Annotated in this window: 12 protein-coding genes; 4 read left to right on the top strand and 8 right to left on the bottom strand. The window is 66.5% G+C overall.

Annotated elements, in window-relative coordinates; translation table 11 throughout:
• Positions 1-140: 140 nt before the first annotated feature.
• On the bottom strand, positions 141-698 hold the full coding sequence (locus PO883_RS29095; RefSeq protein WP_289312868.1) for a hypothetical protein: 558 nt from the start codon (positions 696-698) through the stop codon (positions 141-143).
• A gap of 270 nt (positions 699-968) precedes the next feature.
• On the opposite strand from PO883_RS29095, the gene PO883_RS29100 reads away from it, so the two are divergent.
• Complete coding sequence (locus PO883_RS29100; protein ID WP_289312869.1) at positions 969-1,916, top strand: hypothetical protein; 948 nt, start codon at positions 969-971, stop codon at positions 1,914-1,916.
• Positions 1,917-1,928: 12 nt separating this feature from the next.
• Here PO883_RS29100 and PO883_RS29105 read toward each other — a convergent pair whose 3' ends face one another.
• Positions 1,929-3,662 (bottom strand): PHB depolymerase family esterase, encoded by a 1,734-nt coding sequence (locus PO883_RS29105; RefSeq protein WP_289312870.1) that lies wholly within the window; start codon positions 3,660-3,662, stop codon positions 1,929-1,931.
• A 295-nt stretch (positions 3,663-3,957) separates the two neighbouring features.
• On the opposite strand from PO883_RS29105, the gene PO883_RS29110 reads away from it, so the two are divergent.
• Positions 3,958-4,443 carry a hypothetical protein gene (locus PO883_RS29110; protein ID WP_289312871.1) on the top strand — a complete coding sequence of 162 codons (486 nt, stop codon included), beginning with the start codon at positions 3,958-3,960 and terminating at the stop codon, positions 4,441-4,443.
• The gene (locus PO883_RS29115) at positions 4,436-4,999 is read left to right on the top strand and encodes a DinB family protein (protein ID WP_289312872.1); all 564 of its coding nucleotides are present in this window, start codon (positions 4,436-4,438) and stop codon (positions 4,997-4,999) included. The genes PO883_RS29110 and PO883_RS29115 overlap by 8 nt, the downstream gene beginning before the upstream one ends.
• Here PO883_RS29115 and PO883_RS29120 read toward each other — a convergent pair.
• The 6 genes from PO883_RS29120 to PO883_RS29145 all read right to left on the bottom strand — a co-directional run bounded on the left by PO883_RS29120 (position 4,953) and on the right by PO883_RS29145 (position 15,255).
• On the bottom strand, positions 4,953-5,660 hold the full coding sequence (locus PO883_RS29120) for a hypothetical protein (protein ID WP_289312873.1): 708 nt from the start codon (positions 5,658-5,660) through the stop codon (positions 4,953-4,955). The genes PO883_RS29115 and PO883_RS29120 overlap by 47 nt on opposite strands.
• A gap of 128 nt (positions 5,661-5,788) precedes the next feature.
• Positions 5,789-6,577, bottom strand: a complete 789-nt coding sequence (locus PO883_RS29125; RefSeq protein ID WP_167086054.1) for an alpha/beta hydrolase — start codon at positions 6,575-6,577, stop codon at positions 5,789-5,791.
• 10 nt (positions 6,578-6,587) lie between these two features.
• Complete coding sequence (locus PO883_RS29130; protein ID WP_289312874.1) at positions 6,588-8,489, bottom strand: DUF885 domain-containing protein; 1,902 nt, start codon at positions 8,487-8,489, stop codon at positions 6,588-6,590.
• A 115-nt stretch (positions 8,490-8,604) separates the two neighbouring features.
• The gene (locus tag PO883_RS29135) at positions 8,605-9,090 is read right to left on the bottom strand and encodes a hypothetical protein (RefSeq protein ID WP_289312875.1); all 486 of its coding nucleotides are present in this window, start codon (positions 9,088-9,090) and stop codon (positions 8,605-8,607) included.
• A gap of 79 nt (positions 9,091-9,169) precedes the next feature.
• Positions 9,170-13,309, bottom strand: a complete 4,140-nt coding sequence (locus PO883_RS29140; protein WP_289312876.1) for a DEAD/DEAH box helicase — start codon at positions 13,307-13,309, stop codon at positions 9,170-9,172.
• Positions 13,306-15,255 carry a prolyl oligopeptidase family serine peptidase gene (locus PO883_RS29145; protein ID WP_289312877.1) on the bottom strand — a complete coding sequence of 650 codons (1,950 nt, stop codon included), beginning with the start codon at positions 15,253-15,255 and terminating at the stop codon, positions 13,306-13,308. Before PO883_RS29145 ends, PO883_RS29140 begins: the two co-directional genes overlap by 4 nt.
• Positions 15,256-15,384: 129 nt before the next feature.
• On the opposite strand from PO883_RS29145, the gene hemE reads away from it, so the two are divergent.
• Positions 15,385-16,470 carry a uroporphyrinogen decarboxylase gene (gene hemE / locus PO883_RS29150; RefSeq protein ID WP_289312878.1) on the top strand — a complete coding sequence of 362 codons (1,086 nt, stop codon included), beginning with the start codon at positions 15,385-15,387 and terminating at the stop codon, positions 16,468-16,470.
• Positions 16,471-17,213: the final 743 nt, after the last annotated feature.

The raw sequence follows: 17,213 nt of genomic DNA on the forward strand, positions 1-17,213 counted from the left end.
CTTGGGCGGCGGCTGGTCGTCGCCGCCGCAAGCGCCCAGCGCGGCGAGCGCGGCCAGCAGCATCGTTTCGGAAATGAGTCGCTTCATTGGTCTTCCTCTGGACAGTGTGGAGCCGGCATGGCCGCGCATCCGCGATGGCTTTACTGGCAGCGCAGCAGGCGCAGTTGGCCCAGCACCGGCAAGCCGGGAATGGCCCCCGCCGGCGAGGCGGTGCGCACCAGGTCGACCTCGATGAAGTAGCTGTTGGCGTTGAAGTTGAGCGCGACGCAGTTGGTCAGGTAGCGCGTTTGCGGGGTCGCCGCCGGCGCGTAGCTGTTGCTCGACAAGGTCGCCAGCGTGGTCAGCACGCCGGTGGCGGTGTTGTGCGCGCGCAGGCGCGTGCGCACCTCGGAGTAGATGCCGTTGTCGGTGAAGCGCGCGCCCGAATACACGCCCAGGATGCCGTTGCCATCCCAGGTATCGTGCACCTGGTAGCGGATGGTGCAGCTGAGGACGGTGGCGCCGCTGACCAGGCCGGCGTCATTGTTGTTGAACGATACGCGGCCGGTGCATAGTTCGTCCGGCGTGCCGGTCGATCCCACGGACGACCAGTTGCTGCTGGCCAGCGCCAGGCCGGGCAGGGCCAGTGCAATCAGGGCGAGTGCCGCGCCCAGCCGTGTGCGGCGCGCGGTGCGGGGAAGTGGAAGACGAGTAGACATGATGGCTCCTTGGCATGAAGTCGGAGGCGGGCCGCCGCCGCAACGACGACGGCCGCGCCGACACTTCCAGCCTAGGAGCCGCAGCCGGCGCGCCCGTGAGATGCATCAATCGTCACCGGCCTGAATCGGCCATCGGCGCGGCCTGCGCCAAACAAGCTGCGGGCAAGCCTGCATTGATGCACTCGGGTATCGCTTGCCGCCGTAATGGTTTGAAACAGCTTGGCAAGCGGTAAGGTAAGATGGATGGTTTACTGTTTCGTTTGCGATCCGATGCGTCCAGCCGCGCTGTTTCTGAGTATCCTTTTTCCCGTCCTTTTGGCTGCCTGCGGCGAGCGCAAGGCTGCCTTGCCGGCCGCCGCCGCCGTGCCGGCGCTGGCGGGCAAGGAAGCGGGCGGCGCTGTCACGGCCGCGCCCGCGCCACTCCCGCCCACGCCGGAACAGCTGGAAGCCCAGGCCGCCGCCCTGCGCGAGCGGGCCGTGCTGATGCACGCCATCTTTGGCGAGAAATTCAATCCGGCCGCCAACGAGGCACCGATGGAACTGGGCGAGCCGGACGAGCCGGGCGTGCGCATGTACACCATCGAACCGGTGGCCCATGCCTTCCTGCCCAATGGCGACGCCGCGCTGGTGGCCAACGCGCTGGTGGTGCGGGCCGAGCGCGATGGCATCCGCGTGCATACCGACGGCGGGCTGCTCAACGTCTTCATCCTGCGCAAGGCCGATGGCCGCTGGACCTTGCTCAGGCACCACGCCAACATCGCGCGCCTGGGTAGCTGGGAGCGCATCGGCACGGCGAAATTCATGCGGCTCGCGCCCGGCAAAACGGGGCTGGCCATGTTGTACGGCGGCGCCTTCCAAGGCTATGTCGACCGCTACCTGTCCCTGTACGACCTGGGCGCGGAAACCATGCACGACCTCACCGGCGCCGGCATTGCCGTGTCGGCGAGCGCGCTGGCCTGCGAACCGGCCGACACCGAAACCTGCTACGACGTCACCTCGGGCTGGCGCTTCGCCGTCTCCGCCAGCGGCGCGGCGTACAACGATCTCGTATTCCAGTTCCGGGGCCAGGAAGATAGCAAGAAAGACCTGCGCCGGAAGGGCGGGGAGGGCCCGCGGCTGGCGTCGGATCTCACCCGCCTGGACGGCCCCGCCCGTTATGCCTATGATGGCAAGACGTACGTCCTGGTCGAAGGCAAGAACCTGGCCAAGAGCCATTGACGCCGGCGGCCCTCAGGGACAGTTGCCCACAACATGATGCCCGGCCGAGGTTTGCGCCAGCGTCTGGGTGTAGAACAGATTATTGAGTCCCATGCTCTGGTTCGAGCCATTCGCCAGTGCCATGCCGCCGCTGTCATGCGCGCGGCCTTCCTGCACGTGGGCATAGTTGCTGGCCGTGACAGTGCTGCAGCTAAAGCCGCTGCTGGTGCTGGCGCTCACGCTGGCCGACAACGCGCTTTCCACCCCGTTCGCCACCGACGACGCCCGGTACGTGTAGGCGGTGGACGCCGCCAGTCCGGTATCGGTATGGCTGGTGCCGCTTACCGGCGTGGGCGTGACCTTGCTGCCGTTGCGGTACAGGTTGTAGCCGCCCGCGCCAGTGGCCGCGCTCCACGACAGCGCGATGCTGCTGGCGCTGGCGTTCCCGGCCTTCAGGCCGGCCGGCGGCTGCAGCGCCGGCGCCGGTCCCACCAGGAATTGCGGCAGAGTGCAGGGCGCCGACGTTTGCCCGGTGCCGGCGTCGGTGGCCGTGACGGTCCCGCTGTAATAGCCGTTGGCCAGCGCGTAGCCGATGCTGAAACTGGCGCCGCTGCCGGCCGCCGCATCGTTGACGGCGGTGCTTCCGTTAAGCACCACGCGGTAGCTGCTGATGGTGCCGGCGGCATCCACGGCGGCGCCGCTGACGGTGACAGCGTTGCCGGCCACGCTCGCCTTGCAGGCCGTCATCACGGGCGCGGCGATGCGACTTGCGCGCAGATTGTTCTTGAACCAGAAATCCATCACAAAGGCCGGGTAATCGACCTTGGTGGCATCCACGAAATGGTTGTTCTGCCCGCCCGGCCCGGCCGGCCAGGCGTGGCCCATGCCGGTCACTGCCATCTCTGAGGTGCGCAGCTTGCCGTTGCTGTCGGTGTAGGGCGTATTGCTGCCGCCGCCGGCCACGGTCACGGTCGCGCCGCGCGCAAAGCTGCCGCCGTACGCCATGCGCATGGCCGCCGCGTCGATCGGGCCGTAGGCCGGGGCTACGGTGTAGTCGCTGCTGCCCCAGACCACGCTGGCGAGCTGGGTGGCGAACTTGCCTTGCTGGGCGCCGGCCATGGCGGTGCACTTGCTGGCCGCCGTGCTGGCGTTGAAGCCCGATGGCACGCTGCCGATCTGCATGATGGTGGTCCCGGGCGGCGGCCCCGCGTTGATGCCGATGCCCGCAAACACATCCGGCGCCAGGCAACCCAGCACCATGGTCTGGCCGCCGCCCGAGGACAGGCCGGTCACGTACACCTGGTTCGGGTCGATCGCATAGCGCGCATCGCCCAGGAAGCGGCTTACCAGGTTGAGCAGCACGCCATCGTGGCCGCTGGCGCGGTTGTGGTTGCTGAGGCTGTAATCCCAGCAATGGCTGCCGGATACATTGCCGGTCGCATTCGGCGCCAGGATCACGGCGCCGTACTGGTCGGCCACGCCTTTCCAGTTGAAGCCCTTGTCGGACCCGGAATCGATGACGTCGCCGGAAGCGGTTTGCTGGCAGCCGTGCAGCACCAGCACCAGGGCGCGCTTGCCGCCCAGCACAGGCTGGCTTGCCGGCCAGTAGAAATAGCCGCCCAGGTTACCGCCGTTGACGCTGTCCGCGCCCCAGGTCTGGTTGCCGCTCCAGGCGCCGGGACCGGCTTGCACCTGGGCCAGCGCGGCCGCCGGCAGGCACAGCAGGAAAGTAGCCGCGCAGCGGCCGAACGAGGTGGTGATTGCCATGATGTCTCCATTTTTCTATCTTGAAAATACGGGAAGGCTGCGGGTGCTTGCAGGGAAGAGCTCGGGTGTAGGCGTGCAGGGGTGCCGCGTGGGGCGGCCAGCCATCGGGACGGTTCACGGGAAGTAACAGCCGGAAATTATTCTACCGTAGCGGCATCAGGCACTTGCCCGGCGCGCCCGAGCGTTCCGGCACGATGCCTGTGCGTAATTGCACAGGGGCTACAGCAAGCGTGCGCGATGTGAGGCACAATGACAAGCCGCGCGGCGCTCCGGCCGCGCCCCTTGAGGAGAGCGTGTGTCGGTCCTTGCCGCAGGTATTTTCGGCGCCCTTGCCGCCTGGTTCGCCGTGCGCTGGATCGCCGCGCGCCTGCGCACCGGCGCCGGCGACGGCAGCCTGGAGTTCGCGCCCTTCGTGGAGCGGCTCGGCATCCTGCAATTGCTGGGCGTGGCCGTGCTGGCCTGGGTAGCGCTGTCGCGCGAGCACGACAGTTATACCGCCCTGATCGCGCTGGCGCTGGCGCTGGCCATCGGCGGCGTGTACTGCCTGTGCGAAGGGATCGTCACGCGCGGCAAGGTCGACGATGCCGGCATCCTGTTCATCACGCCGTGGGGCGGCAAGCGCCACGAGCTGTGGCGCGACCTGCGCAGCGTGCACTACCGCGCCTGGTGCGCCATGTACGTGCTCACATTTCGCAGCGGCAGCGTGATCCGCCTGTCGGTGCTGCTCAGCGGCCACGGCGCCGTCCTCCATCACTTGCGCACGCGAGGCTACCATGTCTGAGCTGTCCCACCTGCGCCTGATGGCCGCCTACAACAGCTGGATGAACCAGAAACTGTACGCCGCCGCCGCCACCCTTCCGGCCCACGAACTGGCGGCCGACCGCGGCGCCTTCTTCGGCTCGCTGCTCGGCACGCTGAACCACCTGGTGGCGGCCGACACCATCTGGCTGCGGCGCTTCGCAAGCCATCCGGCGCGCTCCGGCGCGCTCGAGGCGGCGCAGGCGCTGGCGCCCCCCAGCGCGCTGAACGCCATCCATAGCGACGACCTGGCCGTGCTGGCAGAGCACCGGCGCATGCTCGACGGCTTGATCGGCAGCTTGACCGCACAGCTGGCCGACGCCGACCTGGAGCATGTGCTGCACTACGCCAGCACCAAGGGCATTGCGTCGCAGAAGCGTTTCGGCGACCTGTTGCTGCATCTTTTCAATCACCAGACCCATCATCGCGGACAGGCCAGCACCTTGCTCTCGCAGGCTGGCGCCGACCTGGGCGTGACCGACCTGCTGATGCTTATTGAGAACGTCGGGGATCCGGCCGCGCCGGCCGCGCCGGCCTGAACCCGCCGGCGTCGGCCAGCCGCCCGGCCGCGGCGCGCGCGGCGTGGCGCCTGAGCGAGCGCACCACCTGGTTGTACGAATCCATCAGGGCCGCCATCAGCAGCTTGCCCTGGGGCGTCCTGGTGTAGCCGTCCGCCTGGGCGAAGCCGCCGTTGAAAAAGCCGCCCGCCGCGCCGAAGCGCCAGTGGCTGGCGCTGCCCTGGGCCGCCGCCAGCTCGGCGCCCGAGCGGTTGTCGGTCAATGTCAGCAGGGTCGATGGCTGCGGCGCGCCATCGTGCAGCGAACCGATGCGCGCGGCCGGGGCCTCGTCGCCGAAGCTGAGCGAGGGCGTGGCCGTGTAATCGGCGCTGGTCAGTGGGCGCTCACTGGGCGTGGAAGCCTGGTCCGCCAGGGTGAAGCAGTTCGATGCCCGTACCATCAGGCGCAGCAGCGGCAGGGGCGCGGGCAGCTCGGCGTCCCTGCCGAGCCGGTTCAGCCACGGCCGCCGCTCCTGCTCGACCAGGGTCAGGGTGCCCAGCGAGCGCTGGCAATGCTCCAGCTGGCTGTTGGGCGGTTTGATGGGGGCGGGCGTGTCGGCGCCAGGCGGCGGCTTGCTGGCGCAGCCGGCCAGGGCCATGGCAGTGAGGGCGATGAGCACGGCGGGGTTGGGGCCTGGCGTCATGGCAGTGTCCTTTGGGTGAAGTTAAACAGAAACTTCACACATTGTAACGATGCATATAGGCAAGTAACTTGCCTCTAGTCAACTGCATCCCAACACGCGCCAAATACCACAGCCGCTTCCCGCAGCGTCTAGTTGACCTTCATGGCGGGCTGCGGCGCCGCTTCGCCGGCCAGGCTGGGGTTATACAGCGGGCTGTCCGCAATGGTGTTGTGGCCGGTCTGCGGCACATTGATATAGTGCGCCACGCCCGGCTTGAAGCGCGTCAGCAGCAGTTGCGAACTGGCGCGCGGGATGATCTCGTCGTTGTCGGCCGCGACGATGGTGGTCGGCGCGCTCACGCTGGCGGCGTACACGCCCGAGTCGAATCTGTCTTTCAGGATCTGCGTCACGGGAAACCACGGAAACTGCAGCGCGGCGATGCCGGCGATGCTGTCGTAGGGCGTGACCAGCACCAGCCGCGCGACCGGCCGCAGACTGGCCAGATGCACCGCCACGCCGCTGCCCAGGCTGCGCCCGATCACGGTCACCTGCGGATGGCTGGCCTGGACCATGTCGAATAGCGCCAGCGCATCGGCGAACAGCGCCGCCTCGGTGGGCTTGCCGGTACTGCCGCCGTAAGCGCGGTAATGCAGCAGGTACAGCGCCTGTCCGGGAAAGGTGTCCGACAGCTGCGGCAGGCTGGCCGAGACATCCTCGGCATTGCCGCCCAGGTAAATCAGCGCGCGCGGGCCGCTGTCGGGCCGCACCGTCACGTCGAGCGTGGCGCCGGGCACCGGCAGCTGGATCAGCGAACCGGGCGCCCCAAACCGGCGCGGCTGGGGAAAATAAATCAGCGAGCGCTGCGCGAAGTACAGGCCGACGCAAGCGACGAGGTACAACGCAAGCGCCGCAAGAATCGAACCAAACACATAACGCATCGCGCTCTCCTTACTGCATCAGCTCTTTGATCATCTTCACCGGCGCGCTGCCGTAGCCGAGGAACTGTTCGTGGAACTGCTTGAGGTCGAACCTGGCGCCGAGCGCCTGCTTGCGCTGCTCGCGCAGGTCCATGATGTCGCTGTAGCCGCTGAAGTAGCTGGTCAGCTGTACCGAACTGACCTGGGCGCGGTGCCACTTCTCGCCCGCCTCGCTGCGCGTCTGGAAGGCCTGGCGCGTCAGCATGTCCATCGCCTCGGCTTGGTTCATGCCCAGCACGTGCACGCTGTAGTCGAGGATCGTGTTGGTGACCACGCGCAGGTTCCACTTCGAGTACATCAGCCACATTTCCGGCGTGTTCTCGCCATAGCCCGATTCGAGCATCATGCGCTCGCCGTACACCGCCCAGCCTTCGATCATGGCGCCGTTACCGAACAGCGACTTGATCAGGGAGGGCGACTTGTTGGCGTACACCAGCTGCGCGTAATGGCCAGGAATGGCTTCGTGGATGTTCAGGATCTGCAAAATCCAGTGGTTGTATTCGCGCAGGGTGCTCTCGGCCTGTTCGGGCGTGAGGCCGTCGAGCGGAGTGACGTTGTAGAAGGTGCGGTCCTGCGGGCGATACGGGCCGGGCGCATCGATGCTGGCGCCGGCCACGCCGCGCTGGTACAGCGGCGTTTCGCGTACCACCAGCGGCTTTTTCGGATCGAGCGTGAGCAGCTTGTTCTTGACTACCCAGTCTTGCAGCAGCGGGATCTGGCGCCGGATCTCGGGGAAGAACTCGTCGCGCGAGACGTGCCTGGCCGACAGCGTGTCGATCACCATGCCGATTTTCTTGATGCGGTCGGCCGGCCTGGCGGCGCCGCCCATGGTCTTGGTCCACAGATCATCCGACAGCACGTCCATGCGCGCCAGCAGTTGCTCGCGCGCGGCCAGCGCTTTCTGGTACATCTGTTCGGCGCTCACGCCGGCCTGGATATCGTGGCCGAACTTCTGTTCATACAGCGCCTTGCCGATCCGGAACGAGCGCGCCGTGTTGCTGGCCTGCTGGGTTTGATCGAGCTCGGTGAGGAAGTCGACATAGCCGATCAGGGCGTCGCCGGCGGCCGCGATGCGGCGCGCGAACAAGTCTTTTTCGGCCTGGTTCAGGATCGATTCCTGGGCCGCCTTGCCCAGGTCCGCCAGCACCGTCATGGTGCCCGGCGCCTGCTGCAATGCCAGCTGCGTGTGTTCGTGGGTCGGGTTGACGATGCTCGCCTGCGCCGCCTGGTAATAGGCCGGCACATTGGACAGGCGCTTGAGCAGGGTGCGCAGGCGCTGCGGCTTGGCCGCGTATTCGGAACCGAGAATCAGGTCGATCGGGCCGGCGATGTTGTACAGCGCCGGATTCCACTCGAATTCGCGCAGGGTGGTCAGGTAGAAGCGGTCGGCATTGAGCTTGTTGACCAGCAGGACATGGTCGGTGCGCTGCCGGACCGACAATTGGCGTACATCGATCTTGGCCAGCTTTTGCAGCCACTCGTCGGCAAACGCCAGTTGCGCGGTGCGCGTGGCCGCGCTCGGAATGGTCAGGTTGGCGGCACCATCGTACTTGCCGGAATAGATCGCGCTTTCCGGATCGATGCGCCACAGCGCGCCGAGAAATTGCATGCTGACGGTATTGAAGCGGCGGTCCTGCGAGCGTTCGGCGCCGGCGGCCGGCGCGCTGACAGCGGCGGCGACCGGTGCGGCGATGGCGGCGGCCTTGGCTGCGGCTTTGGATGGCTTGGCCGGTTTGACGGGTTTGGACGATTTGGCGGCTTTCACCGGCTTGGTGGCGTGTGCCCTGGACTGTTTTTTCGGCTTGGCAGCGCCTGCGGGCGCCAGCGCGAAGCAGGTCAAGAAAACAGCCAGTGCAATTTTGGTTTTGATCATTGTGATTGGCCTTGTAGTTACAGAAGCGGGGGCAGCCGCAGGCATGCGGCGGGCGTCAGATTAGCATCAAACGCCCCGCCGGGGCGCCTTTGTCACAAATGGAAACGGCTGCGACTCAGCTTGCGCGGCCGGAGCGCAGCATCTCCTGGTGCAGTCCGTTGATCCGGCCCGCGACCTCCTGACCGTTGGCGATGTTGGTCTCGTTAATTTCGCTGACCTTCGTGAAGCGGTGCCCTACGCGCACCGAGTAGGAGCGTGTGCTCCAGCTCCAGAAGCTCTGGATGTAGGTGGCGCTGTCCACGTCGCGCCACAGGACGCCGTGGCGGCCCTTCTTCCATGGCAGTACGCCCGAATAGACCCAGACACCAGTATCGTCGTAGTACACCTGCACGCTACGCAGCAGCAGGATACGGTAGCCGACAAACAGCGCCGAGCCAATGAACACCACGAGGGCGGAGATGGTGCCGATCTGGAATGCCGTCGGCAGCGCCACGGCGAACAGCACGAGGGCCAGCAGGCCGACGCGGGCGTAGGCAAACCAGGACTTGACACCGAGGAGATTTGCACCTGACGCGGCATTGGATTCGATTTCTTCTTCCATGGCTTCAATTCAATATTGGTTAATAGAAACGCATGATGTCATGGAATTGCTCCGGACGCTACTCCAAGCTTGTATAGCCTCAGCGCAGCCCCTCCTGCAGCATGCGCAGCATGTCTCCCGGCGACATGCGCGCCGACACATCGCTGCCTTCGAGCAGGCTGTCGGCCAGATCGCGCTTGTGCTTGTGCAGCTCGACGATGCCTTCCTCGATGGTGTGGCGCGCCACCAGCCGGTAAATGGTCACCGGGCGCTGCTGGCCCATGCGGTGCGCGCGGTCCGAGGCCTGGTCTTCCACCGCCGGATTCCACCACGGGTCCATGTGGATCACATAATCGGCCGCCGTCAGGTTGATGCCGACCCCGCCCGCCTTGAGGCTGATCAGGAACACATCGCCGACACCGGCCTGGAACGCATCGACCCGCTTTTTACGCTCCTGCATCGGGGTCGAGCCATCGAGGTACTGGTATTTGATCCCGCGCTCGTCGAGATGCTTGCGGATCAGGGTCAGGTGGTCGACGAACTGGCTGAACACCAGCACCTTGTGGCGGTTGTCGAGCAGCTCGCCCAACAGGCGCGCGAACACGGTCAGTTTGCTGCTTTGCAGGCCCAGTTCGGGCGCCACCAGCGCCGGATTGCAGCAGGCGCGGCGCAGCTTCATCATCTCGGCCAGGATCTGGATCGACTTCTGGCTCTCGGGCGCTTCCAGCGCGGCCAGCTTGGCGATGGCGTCGCGCCGCAGCGATTCGTAGAGCGCCGTTTCTTCCTCGGTCAGGTCGACCGGCAGCACGATCTCGGTACGCGGCGGCAGTTCCGACAAGACCTGCGCCTTGGTGCGGCGCAGGATGAACGGCTGGATCAAACGCCGCAGGCGCAGGCGCGCCCCGGCTTCGGCGCGCTTGTCCTGGGCCCGTTCGATCGGCCCGGCGAAGCGCAGGTTGAACTGGTCGCTGGTGCCGAGCAAGCCCGGATTGATGAAGCGGAACAGGTTCCACAACTCGCCCAGGTGGTTTTCCAGCGGCGTGCCGGTGGCCACCATGCGGAACTCGCCCTGCAGCGCCATCACGGCCTGCGAACGCTTGGTGGCGGTGTTCTTGATCGCCTGCGCTTCATCGAGCACGATGCTGTTCCAGCGCACCTTGGCGAACGCCGGCGCTTCCAGCTGCAGCAGGCCGTAGCTGGCGATCACCAGGTCGAACGGCCCGGCCTCGGCCAGCATGGCGGCACGGTCGCCGCTGCCGAACAGCTTGACGTTGAGGGTTGGCGCGAAGCGCGCCGCCTCGCTGATCCAGTTCATGCACACCGAGGTCGGCGCGATCACCAGCGCCGGGCCTTGCGGCGCGCGCGAGAGCAGCAGCGCCAGCGCCTGCAGCGTTTTCCCGAGGCCCATGTCGTCGGCCAGGCAGGCGCCCACGCCCCAGTGGGCCAGGCGCGCCAGCCACTCGTAGCCCTCGACCTGGTAGTCGCGCAGCTCGGCTTGCAAAGTGCTCGGCATCTGCGGCACGAAGGCGGCATTGCGCTCCATGTGCGCCAGATGGTCGCGCCAACCCTGGTCGGTAGCGACGCTGCCGGCATCCTGCGCCAGGTCTTCCAGCGCGAAGCTGGCCAGCGCATGCACCTTGACCCCGTCCGCGCTCGGCGTGCCGAAGGCCGACAGCTCCATCAGGCGCCGGTGCAGTTCGGACGTCAAGGCCATGAACTGGTTGTCGCCCAGCGCCACGAAGCGGCTGCCATTCTCCCTGAGCATATCGAGCAGGGTGCGCAAGTCCATGATGCGGTTTTCGTCGACCTGCACCTCGCCGCTGGCGGCGAACCAGTCCTTGTCGCGCTTGATGGACAGGCGCACCGACTTGGAGTCGGCTTTTTTCGCCAGGCGAAACGGCTCGCCCTCGGGCCAGGCCAGCAGCACCCTGGCCGGGTCCAGTTCCTGCAGTTCGGCCAGCAGCTCCAGGCATTCGATGGGGTTGGCCAGCAGCCATTCGCCATGGTCCGATTCGGATTGTTCCAGCACGTGCAGGGCGCCGACCAGCTGGCGTTCGGCCTCGCGCTCGGCGTCCAGGTTGCGGCGCGCTTCCACGCGCGCGCCATTCACGTCGGCGATCACGCTGTCGGCGCCCGAGCCGGGCGGGTAGTAGGCCCCGGCGTCGGGCAGGGGGCGCACCAGCACCTGCATCTTCAAGCCATGCTGGTAAGGCAGCAGGTGTACATGCAGGCGGCTGTCGGCGTCGACCCGGGCGATGTCGGCGGCGCTGCCGCCGATGTCCGACTGCACCGTGACGATCGACGAAATCGCGCCGATCGCCTTGAGCACCTGCTTTTCCGCGTGCAGCGGCACCACCAGCCCATTGCCGACAATGGCACCGATGCGGCGGTGTTCGTCGCTGATGCGCACCACGCGCAGGCGGGTTGGCGTTTCGCGCGTGACGCACACGTCGTCGGTGTTGTCCAGGATCGGCGGCTGCAGGGTGATGGTCACATTGCCGGCGCGCGCCTTGATCATCAGTTCCGGTTCGCCCGGCAGCAGTTCCACGCGCGTGCCGGGCGCGTCGATCCAGAACAGCAGCGGATGGCCGATCAGTGCGGCCACCGCCTTGTCCATGTCGAATTCGTAGCGCACCCCGCCGCCGCTGTAGTATTTATAGGCGTTCAAGGCCGCCACCACGTGCAGGTCTTGCGAGGTGAGGAAATCGAAACTGGCCGCATCGTCCGACAGGCGTTTCAGGCCCATGGCGCGGCCGCGGCTCCAGCCGCCCTGGGCGTCGCGCTTCTGTTCGCGCGGCTCGATATCCTGCACCCCGTACAGCGGGTCGAAGCGCAAGCCCCATACCAGGCGCGCTTCCTTGACCACTTCCACGTTCAGCGCCGGCTGCAGGTTGATCAGCGCGTTGAGCTGGCGCTCCCACGGCTCCTCGCGCTCGAACCAGCCGCTCATGTCGGCAAAGCGCAGGCGCTGGCGCAGGGCGATCGCTTCCTGCTCGCGCGAGACGGCGCCGATGCGTCCCAGCAGGGCGCCCAGCTGCGCCGCCACCAGGCCGAAGCCGGCCTCGGTCGCCTGTGTCATCATCTGTTCGAGCTGGGCGCGCTTGTCGTCCAGCTGCGGCAACGCCAGCCAGTAATGCAGCAGCGCGCGGAACATGAACGGCTGCAGCGCGCTTTCCCAGCTGCGCGTGGGCAGCACGTGCGCGTCGACCGTGCCGCCGCGGATCTGGCGCAGCATGTTCAATTGCTGGTAGACCGCCGTATCGTGGCTTTGCACGCTGCGCGTGACGATGTCGAGATACGCCTCGGCCGCCTTGTGGTGCTTGGGGTCCGTGCTGCGCAAGAGCGCCAGCACATACAGGTGGCCGCCGATGCCGGGAAAGGTCATCTTGCGCTTGCCGGTTTCGCGCCGCAGCGCCTTGAGCGCCTGGTCAAAGCCGGCCAGCGCCTCGGCGTGGTGCTCGCGCAGCATCAGGATCACGCTGCGGTAGAACAGCGCCATCGAATCGTCCATGTCGTGCAGCAGGTGCGAGGCGTCGTCCAGGCGGCCGCACAGGATCAGGTGTTCGGCCATGACGGTACGCAGCGCCATCGACGAGGCGCCCTGCGCCAGGTGGCGTTCGGCGAACACGCGCAACTGCGGCGCGCTGGCCGGTTCGCGCTGGGCATTCTCCATCAGCACCCGCAGCACCTCGTCGCGCAGCTGCGGATGGATGCGCGCGAACAGCTCCGGCTCGAACGGGCGCGCGCAGATGTCGACCAGCGGGTGCAGGTAGCCCGCTTCGTGGCAGTTCATGCAGGCCGCCAGCAGCGGCGCCACCAGCGCCGGACCCTGGCCGCTGGCCAGGGCGATGCGCAGCAGCGCCACGCCCTGGCGGTAGCTGCGCAGGATGGCGAAGCCTTCCCAGTTGCGGCGCAGCGGGGTCAGGTTGTCGTAGGCGGTGGCCAGCGGGCCGAAGGTGCCGGCGTTCAGTGCGGCGCTCAGCGCCATCCAGGTCACTTCCGGCGTGACGATCCAGCCGCGCTGCTGCAACTCGCCCGCCACGCCGAGCGCGCGCAGGGTTTCCATCGCGTCGACCATGCGCTCGTTGGCGACGGCGATGCCGGCGCTGGCGAGGTGCTCCTGGAGGCGGATGCGGCCCATCGGTTCGCCCGCCATGGCCAGCATGGCGGCGATATGTTGCTCGACCATGTCCAGCCGGCCGAACTGCTCCCGCGTTATCGCCATGTCTTGCCCGCTCATGCAGCTCCGGGCAGATTGTCGATCGCCACCACGGCCGCCTGGCCGGGTGCGGTCAAGCCGAAGATGCGCAGGTAAAAATACAGCTCCGCTTCCAGCGTGCGCACGATGCTGTCGGCCTTGCGGAAGCCATGCCCTTCGCCCTCCAGCGTCATGTAGGCCACCGGCACGCCGGCCGCGCGCAGGGCGCTCACCATCACTTCCGACTGCTGCGGCGGCACGACCTTATCGTCCAGGCCCTGGAAGAAGATCATCGGACGGGTCAGCTTGTCGGTATGGTTGATCGGTGAACGCAGCAGGTACAGCGTTTCCGATTCCGGCTTTGGGGCGATCAGGTATTCGTTGTAGTGCGACTCGAACTTGTGCGAATCGTCGTCCAGGCCTTTCAGGTCCGACACGCCGTAGTAGCTGGCGCCGGCCTTGAACACATCGTGGAAGGTGAGGGCGCACAGGGTGGTCAGGCCGCCAGCGCTGCCGCCGCGGATCACCAGGCGTTGCGGGTCGACCAGGCCGCGCGTGGCCAGGTAGCGCGCGCCGGCCACGCAATCGTCGACGTCGACCACGCCCCACTGGCCCTTGAGGGCATCGCGGTAGGCGCGTCCGAAGCCGCTGCTGCCGCCGTAGTTCACGTCCAGCACCGCGAACCCGCGGCTGGTCCAGTACTGCGTGGCCAGCTTGAGGGTACTGGCGGCCATGCCGGTCGGGCCGCCGTGGCTGATCACCATCAGCGGCGGCTTGGCCGCCGGATCGGGCGTGACGTCGGCGTTGCAGGGCGGGTAGTAGAAGGCATGCGCGGTGCGCTGGGCGTTGCCGCCGCTGGCGTAGCTGATGCTCTCCGGGACCGACAGGTAGCCGGCGGCCGGCAGCTCGCTGATCGAGTGCGCCAGCACCTGGGTGGTGGCAGCGGCCAGGTCGATGCGCGCCAGTTCCAGGGCGATGGTGGGCGAGCCGCCCAGGATCAGCGCCGCGCCACCGCCCACGCGCAGCTCGCGGATTTCTTCGTATGGGTTGACGATCGGGGTCAGCTTGCCGCTGTCGGGGGTGAGCTGGGCCAGCCGGCTCACGCCGTTTTCAATATAGGTGCAGACGATGTCGCCGTTGCCGAGAAAGCCGTACATCGACACCGCGAAGCTCCAGTGCGGCGTGCCGAATTCGGCGGCGCGCTCGCACAGCGGCTGGACCAACCCTTCGGCCAGGCGGTACAGGTTCCACCATCCGCTGCGGTCCGACACGAAATGGAGCTCGCCGGCAGGCGACCATTCGGGCTGGCAGAGCGCTTCCTCGGGGCCGCCCGCGACCAGGGTGGCCGAGGCCAGCGAGCCGTCCGGGTTGACCTGCGCCAGCCACAGTTCGGTGCCCTGCCACGGCATGCGCGGATGGTCCCAGCTGAGCCAGGCCAGCGAGCGGCCGTCCGGCGCCAGGCGCGGGGCCGCGTAAAAATCGCTGCCACGGGCCAGGATGGTTTCGCTGCCGTCGGCGCCGACCGCGCACAGGGTATTGACCGGCTGCGCGCCCGCTTGCGCATGGTCCTCGCGCACCACGATCAGGCGCTCGCGCGCCGCGTCGCGCGCAAAGTCGGCGTAGCGCGCGCTGCCCGGGCGGGTCAGCGCCTGCGGCGCCTGGCCGGGGTGGATCGCGTAAATACAGTTATCGGCGAAGTGAGAAAAGTACACCGTGCCGGCCGCCACCAGGTAGGCCCCGCCGCCGTATTCGTGCACGCGGCTGCGCACATTGAACGGGGCCGGGGTCAGCTCGACCAGTTCGGCGCCGCGCTGGCGCAGCAGGGTGGTGCGCCCGCCTTCGCTGGCGCGTCCGGCCAGCCAGTAAGCGTCGAGGCCATCGGCCTGCGGCTGCGACAGCGGGGTGGCGCCGGCGGCCACGGTGGCGGCGCTGATAGGGGAAGGCCAGAGGCCGAAAGGGGCGCTCTGTGGGCTGGTCGAAGCTGTCATGGGGATTCACTGGGTTGGCGGTGGTATGGCATGATAGATAATACCCCGACCCCATGCAAATGGCGGTGCGCGGCGTGCGGCGCGGGAATGCGATAATAGCGCCTTTCTCCAAGCTTTCGACGGTCTCCCATGCCCCAATTCGCCCCGCTCCAGAACGACACATTCCTGCGCGCGCTGCTGCGCCAACCGACTGATTACACCCCTGTGTGGCTGATGCGTCAGGCGGGGCGCTACCTGCCGGAATACCGCGCCACGCGCGAGCGGGCCGGCTCCTTCCTGGGCCTGGCCAAGAACCCCGATTACGCCACTGAAGTGACCCTGCAGCCGATCGACCGCTATCGGCTGGATGCCTCGATCCTGTTCTCGGACATCCTCACCGTGCCCGACGCGATGGGCCTGGGCCTGTACTTCGTCGATGGCGAAGGCCCCAAGTTCGAGCGTCCGCTGCGCACCGAAGCCGATGTCATGGCCCTGCGCGCGCCCGACCTGGACTCGCTCGACTACGTCTTCAAGGCGGTCACCCAGATCCGTGGCGCCCTCAATGGCCGCGTGCCGCTGATCGGCTTTTCCGGCAGCCCATGGACCCTGGCCTGCTACATGGTTGAAGGCGGCGGTTCCAAGGAATTCCACACCATCAAAAAGATGCTGTACAACCGCCCCGACCTGATGCACCACATCCTGGCCACCAATGCCAGCGCGGTGGCGGCCTACCTGAACGCCCAGATCGATGCCGGCGCCCAGGCCGTGATGATCTTCGACTCCTGGGGCGGCGCGCTGGCCGACGGCGCCTACCAGACCTTCTCGCTGCACTACATGCAGCAAGTGATGAGCCAGCTCAAGCGCGAGAAAGACGGCGTGCGCATCCCGGCGGTGGTCTTCACCAAGGGCGGCGGCCTGTGGCTGGACCAGATCGCCGACATCGGCGCCGACGCGGTCGGGCTGGACTGGACTGTCAACCTGGGCCGCGCGCGTGCGCTGGTCGGCCACAAGGTGGCGCTGCAGGGCAACCTCGACCCGGCGATCCTGTTCGCCAGCCCGGAACAGATCCGCGCCGAAGTCGAGCGTACCCTGAGCAGCTACGGCAAGCCGTCCGACGGCTCAGGTCACGTGTTCAACCTGGGTCATGGCATCTCGCAATTCACCCCGCCCGAGTCGGTCAGCGCCATGGTCGAGGCCGTCCACAGCTTCAGCCGCCAGCAACGCGCCGGCCTGTAGTCTGGCTACAGCGATGCCACCCTGGCAAGGTGGTTTCGCTACCCCGCAAAACCTGTTTTCTAAACGACAATATCCCACTTATTCACAATTTTCCAAAACCCCCCTGATTAAAAAACAGGCGCTGCGGAAAAGTTTCTGATACTTGCAAGTGATTGATTTTTAAGGAATTATAAAATTCCCCGGTCGAGCCGCAGAGCGCGAATGTGGACAAGATACAGAGGGAAAACGCGGTTTTTCCAGCATTGTCCACAAAGTTATCAACAGGCAGTGTGGATAAAAAGGAAAAGTCCCGCGTTTACCGCGACTTAGCGGAAATGTGAAGGTTTTACATGAAGTGTGTGCCGCACGGCGGAATGGCGCGGCACTGTGTCGGTAGGGCAAAATTGTAGTTTCCGGGAGGCAGTCCGGAGGCCCGCGCAAGCCGACGGCGGGCTGTGCTTATACACAGCGCCAGGCTGGCGAGACGACTACATTTTGCCCCGTCGCCGACTTACTTATGCACAGAACGCCGGTAAAACCCGGTTTTCCCCGTCTCCCAAGGCGGATTTTCCAAGTGATTGATTTAAAAGGATTAAATTTCTTTGATTTTCAGTTGTTAGGCTCATCTATTGTGCAAGCACAAAGCTTTTGGCCTCGCACAAATTGTTTGTCCACAAAGTTGTCCACAAGCTGAAGCTGCTTGAAACGATGTCCTGGACATCCCTGACGATCCTCTTTTCGACACCCGCCGACCCCGACCGACA

Origin of the sequence: Massilia sp. DJPM01, assembly GCF_030348125.1 — a bacterium.
GTDB classification, from domain to species: Bacteria; Pseudomonadota; Gammaproteobacteria; order Burkholderiales; family Burkholderiaceae_D; genus Telluria_A; species Telluria_A frigida.

Coding starts and splice junctions, on each gene's coding strand:
- PO883_RS29095 (WP_289312868.1), bottom strand. CDS start 698: ATGTCTACTCGTCTTCCACTTCCCCGCACCGCGCGCCGCACACGGCTG.
- PO883_RS29100 (WP_289312869.1), top strand. CDS start 969: ATGCGTCCAGCCGCGCTGTTTCTGAGTATCCTTTTTCCCGTCCTTTTG.
- PO883_RS29105 (WP_289312870.1), bottom strand. CDS start 3,662: ATGGCAATCACCACCTCGTTCGGCCGCTGCGCGGCTACTTTCCTGCTG.
- PO883_RS29115 (WP_289312872.1), top strand. CDS start 4,436: ATGTCTGAGCTGTCCCACCTGCGCCTGATGGCCGCCTACAACAGCTGG.
- PO883_RS29120 (WP_289312873.1), bottom strand. CDS start 5,660: ATGACGCCAGGCCCCAACCCCGCCGTGCTCATCGCCCTCACTGCCATG.
- PO883_RS29125 (WP_167086054.1), bottom strand. CDS start 6,577: ATGCGTTATGTGTTTGGTTCGATTCTTGCGGCGCTTGCGTTGTACCTC.
- PO883_RS29130 (WP_289312874.1), bottom strand. CDS start 8,489: ATGATCAAAACCAAAATTGCACTGGCTGTTTTCTTGACCTGCTTCGCG.
- PO883_RS29135 (WP_289312875.1), bottom strand. CDS start 9,090: ATGGAAGAAGAAATCGAATCCAATGCCGCGTCAGGTGCAAATCTCCTC.
- PO883_RS29140 (WP_289312876.1), bottom strand. CDS start 13,309: ATGAGCGGGCAAGACATGGCGATAACGCGGGAGCAGTTCGGCCGGCTG.
- PO883_RS29145 (WP_289312877.1), bottom strand. CDS start 15,255: ATGACAGCTTCGACCAGCCCACAGAGCGCCCCTTTCGGCCTCTGGCCT.
- hemE (WP_289312878.1), top strand. CDS start 15,385: ATGCCCCAATTCGCCCCGCTCCAGAACGACACATTCCTGCGCGCGCTG.